General features: G+C 50.7%; 4 protein-coding genes and 1 pseudogene. All 5 read left to right on the forward strand.

All coding sequences use genetic code 11. The annotated features are described in order from the left end of the window. Positions 1-262, forward strand: a 262-nt coding sequence (locus AC1DVH_RS26100; protein WP_477756224.1) for a hypothetical protein, incomplete at its 5' end; no start/stop codon positions are given. A 127-nt stretch (positions 263-389) separates the two neighbouring features. Then, the gene (locus AC1DVH_RS26105) at positions 390-1,355 is read left to right on the forward strand and encodes an AraC family transcriptional regulator (RefSeq protein ID WP_477756225.1); all 966 of its coding nucleotides are present in this window, start codon (positions 390-392) and stop codon (positions 1,353-1,355) included. A 235-nt stretch (positions 1,356-1,590) separates the two neighbouring features. Continuing rightward, positions 1,591-3,186: an EAL domain-containing protein gene (locus AC1DVH_RS26110; RefSeq protein WP_477756226.1), complete on the forward strand. Its 1,596-nt coding sequence runs from the start codon at positions 1,591-1,593 to the stop codon at positions 3,184-3,186. A 70-nt stretch (positions 3,187-3,256) separates the two neighbouring features. Continuing rightward, a complete protein-coding gene (locus AC1DVH_RS26115) occupies positions 3,257-3,757 on the forward strand; it encodes an outer membrane beta-barrel protein (RefSeq protein ID WP_477756227.1) in 501 nt (166 codons plus the stop codon). 901 nt (positions 3,758-4,658) lie between these two features. Further along, a pseudogene (locus AC1DVH_RS26120) lies at positions 4,659-4,759 on the forward strand (transcription/translation regulatory transformer protein RfaH); the annotation flags it as partial.

Here is a 4,759-nt window from a genome sequence, read left to right on the forward strand (position 1 = left end):
GAGCGTCTACAGTGCCAAATTGACGAGTGTCGAAACCAACAAGAAGGTACCAAGTGCAGTGAAAAACAGCTATCAGGTAAAAAACGGTTATCGTATTGACGACTTTTACGCCTTTACAGCTGCAGCCATTGACCCGATGAAACCCCAATCGCAGATCTTCAGTTCGAAAATTGACCCGCGCAACGTTCAACACATGGATGATTCACCGTTGGACAGCAAGTACGCATTTTCGGCGGAGCTGGAACTGATCCGGGGACTCTGACAACCCGTTCAAAGCCAATGGCAATGGGGTCGAACTCACCGACAGCAAGGACGCCGAATTGCGTATCTTCTCCACGACTGCCCGTCAGGCTTGACCCTAATCATTTAACAGATGAGCCTTCAATTTCATGAGTATCGCACCGCCCGACGAGATCTTTCATTTGTCCTCTGCCTTGCCGAGCCAACTGAACAGAACAATAGGCAAATGGGAAATGAGCCTTATTCCAACCGAGCAAGAGGCACGCATTCGGCAACATAAACTCTTTCACAGCCCGGAACTGCAGTGCAGTCGCCTTGAGTTCGACTCATCCGTGACGCTGGTCAGTTCTGTTCCTGCCGGATTCGTGACATTCGCCATCTCGCAGCCTCCGATTGGACGCCCCGTCGTAAACAATCACAAACTACGGCCTGACGAAATCATCGTACTGCACAGCGATGAATCGGTGCATTACACCTGCGAACCGAATGAAACACTTTTCAGCATAACCACAACACTGGAAAACTATGACCGGTGCCGCCAACATCACGCGGTCATGGATATACTTGCCAACAGAACACAACACAGCTTCCAGGCTGAAAACTATCAATTCATACAATCTGCCGTTCAAGCCATCAGCGCTTGCTGTGTCGACATCAACGACTCTGATTCTTCACAGCACAGCGAAGCACAGGGTTCAGCGATTGAAAGTGCGGTGCTTGCTTCTCTATTGCAGTCGTTGACACCCGCTGGTGGCTTCAGCCGTAAAGTCCCGACAAGAAGAAAGGTGGCGATAGAAGCTATAGAGTACATTCATGAAAACACAAAAAAAACGCTCACTATAAAATCGCTGGTAAGGCAACTTGATACCACCACTCGCACCCTGCATTTTGGCTTTATTGAAACGTTCGGGATGTCGCCAATCGCTTACATCAGAAACCTGAGACTCGCCAGTGCCCGCCGCGATCTGATCAATAAAACGTGGCCCACCGTGACAGAAACCGCGATGTACTGGAATTTCCACCATCTGGGTCGGTTTTCCAAGGCGTATCAGATTGCTTACGGAGAGACTCCGTCAGAAACGGCCAGGCGCAACTCAGCCAAGCCCTGCAAATGATGATTAATAATTTCCTTTGATTAACCATAGGGACCCACCATTGCCTATTTGCCCATTCAAGGAAATAAGCATGCATCATCGAATAAACACACTGCCACTCAAGCAGAAAATCATTCTGTGCATTACCGCCTATGCCAGCGGCATCTTATTGGCCTGGGTTATTGACGGGTACTGAAGACGTTCAATCCGTGAATACAGAGTGCACAGTGAAATAATGATACCTCGAGGTTTTTCGATGGTTGCCGCATATAAAGCGTTACTTGGAAGGCACGCAGTCACTGTATGTCTGATTGCTGCAGCGGGCTGGGCCGCATGGTTTTGTGCCGGGGGACTGGCTGAGCAATTCATTGAACGGAAGTTGAATAACGTTTACGCCGATCTGCGCGCTGCTCAAGTGGAGCCCAATGCGCAGATCGACAAAGCACTGGAAAACCTCGGCGATCTTGATCGTTCGGGTCAGGAATGCTCCGTCGATCAATATTCACAACTGGCTGACCTGGTCAAGAACCTGCGATTTGTCGATCAAGCGGCAATCCAGTTGCCCAACGGCAAGATCTGCTCCTCCTACGGACAAGAACTCCCTTCAGTACTGGCAGGCAATGAGAAGCGCAAGTTCTCAATTGGAAGACGCACTTATTGGGTAGGTTCCGGCCACGCAGCTTCTGCGGACACCGACTTCATCATTGTGTCGGAACAGTCAACCTACGTCTGGGCAAACAAGAAGATCCTGCTCGACAATTTGAAGTTTCCAGAGGACCTGCAACTGGACCTCATCGGCCCCGGCGGCGCTGTGCCCATTGCTTCCACGGGCCCTCAGCCGCTGAAGATGCAGAAGCCGTTCCACCTGGACGAACTGGTTACCTCGCCAGACAAGGTCCTGATTGCCTTTGCGGGCAACCGAAATGAACTGATCGCCGTCATTTCTCTTCCGTTGAGTTACCTGACAAGTCTCAAATTCAAATTATTCATTGGCCTTGTGTGCGTGTTCGCAGCGCTGCTCTTGCTCGCAAGGTGTGCCCAACGGTATTACACCTCTATCGCCGTACGACTTCGCAATGCCATAAAAACCAACACGCTGGGTGTTCACTACCAGCCTATCGTTAACTTGACGACGGGCTATCTGGTGGGCGCCGAAGCACTTTCTCACTGGAGCGACAACGGCACCCACGTGCCTGCGGATGTTTTCATTCCAGTGGCGGAGAAGTCTGACTTGATCCGCAAACTGACGCGCTCGGTGATTCGACAAGTGGCGGAGGATTACAGCTCCTGCCTTTGGGCGTGCAAGGACTTCTACATTACGGTCAATCTTTGCGCCCGGGATATTCAGGACCCGAGCTTCCCAGACTATGTGGCCAGCGTGCTGGCAACCTACAACATGCCTGTGTCCGCCATGGCCTTTGAAATCACCGAAAGGACCCTGCTCGATCAGAAGCCTGCCGCCCGGCAATTGCAACGGCTTCGTGCGTGTGGACATCGCATTGCCGTGGACGACTTCGGTATCGGCTATTCCAACCTCTCGCTTCTTGATTCGGTGCCTTTCGACATTCTGAAAATAGATCGCTCATTGATCGCAGACGACAAGATCGCTGCCGAGGATGCCTTGTGGCGACACATTGCCCGGTTGGCCAAGTCGCTGAGACTCAAGGTCGTGGCCGAAGGTGTCGAGACTCAGGAGCAACTGCCGCATCTGGTTTCGGAGGGGGTTCTATTGGCGCAAGGCTGGTTGTTCTGCAAAGCGCTGCCTGTTCAAGCGTTGGCAAGACGCTACTTTCAATGCCCGGCAAACATCCCGCCTTACGACGCAAAAATATCAATCAATGACTTCTATTAACCCCTCACGGCCCCTCAAATGCTCGCCGAACCCTAACACCTGACAAACCTGTACAAGGACTCCACCACACATGCGACTTCGAAACCTTGGCTTCGCTTCACTGCTATCGTTGCTGTCTTTTCAGGCGCTCGCTGATGACAAAGGTTTATATCTTGGAGCTGGCGTAAGCAGCATTCAGACCGACGAATCCAGACTGGACGACGACGACAACAGCTACAAGGTTTATGCCGGGTATCGCGTCAATAGTTACCTGGCCTTCGAGGGGGCCTACGTCGATCTCGGTCAATTCAAGGACAAGAATGTCGATTTCGAAGGCAAATCGGCTCAGGCTGCCGCCCATCTCGGCTTTCCGCTGGGCGATCGGATGCGGGTATTCGGCAGTGTCGGTGCTCACGCCTGGGACGCCGACGGCAATGCCACCGACGACGATACCGGGGTTGATCTGACCTACGGTGTCGGCCTGGAGGTCGATGTCTTTCGCAACATCGGCCTGCGTGCTGAATACGAAGTTCTGGAGGTCGGCGAGATCAACCTGAATCAGACGACCGCATCCGCCTATATCCTTTTTTAATACCGCTGCAACTGAGCGACCTTCCCCGGTCGCTCATCGCACCCTGTGCGACACTCTTCCCTCGACCTGTCTGCCCCACGATTACTTCGCACATTAAGTCCGACTGCCAAAGCATTAAGACTCTTGTAACTACAACGTATAAAGAAACAGCGACACACCCAAATTTTGGCACATTTCAAATTGCCATCAAACAGAAACCACCCTTGAATAAATGAAGCATCACGGGGTTCTTACGCACTCCAACCATAAGTTGTGCACCAAAAGCGCGCCAAATGTACGCGAAAATGGCATATAGCACGTGCAGAATAGAATGATTAACAAATACACCGGCACCACCTCAGCTCAATAGTGCACTAGCTCCGAGAGACTATCGCCATCACAGAAAGTTTAATTTTTCCGATAGAACACTATTTTTCAACAAAAACAATCTATTACGAGCAATACATCACACAAGTAGATAAAAGGCATGCCTTTTGACTTCTTATGTTTGACAGACCGCTTAGAGTGGCCGATAACTATATAACTCAGGCGGATATTCCAAGAGTGCAGCAGCATCTGATATCCTGGGCAACACGTGAAACACCGTTGTTTATCGGGCGCCAAGTGCGAACCGTGCGGTAGCTTTAACCCTGATAAAGTTGTAGCGCTTTCATTACATATACAAATATCCATATACACTGCCGAACTGCTTCACACTTGAAACACATATAAGATCATTTCTGAAACACATATAAGCTCATTCCTGAAACACCTGCAACTGCCAATAATAAACATGACGCTTCTGGGATCATTTTTTTAAGGTCTCGTTGGCCTACTACCTACTAGCAAGCACGACGGTGTCTCCCCCCGACTAATCAGGCCCGCCGTGCTTAAAAACAAGCTATGTACGGAGCTCTCCAGAATGCTGACCAATACCCCCAATAGCGCTCATTGGTATCTACTKCAATGCAAACCCCGACAGGACGAAAGGGCCCAGCTCAACCTGCAGCAACAAGACTACAT

It is taken from the genome of Pseudomonas sp. P4_C3, assembly GCF_056402075.1.

Coding starts and splice junctions, on each gene's coding strand:
- AC1DVH_RS26115 (WP_477756227.1), top strand. CDS start 3,257: ATGCGACTTCGAAACCTTGGCTTCGCTTCACTGCTATCGTTGCTGTCT.
- AC1DVH_RS26110 (WP_477756226.1), top strand. CDS start 1,591: ATGGTTGCCGCATATAAAGCGTTACTTGGAAGGCACGCAGTCACTGTA.
- AC1DVH_RS26105 (WP_477756225.1), top strand. CDS start 390: ATGAGTATCGCACCGCCCGACGAGATCTTTCATTTGTCCTCTGCCTTG.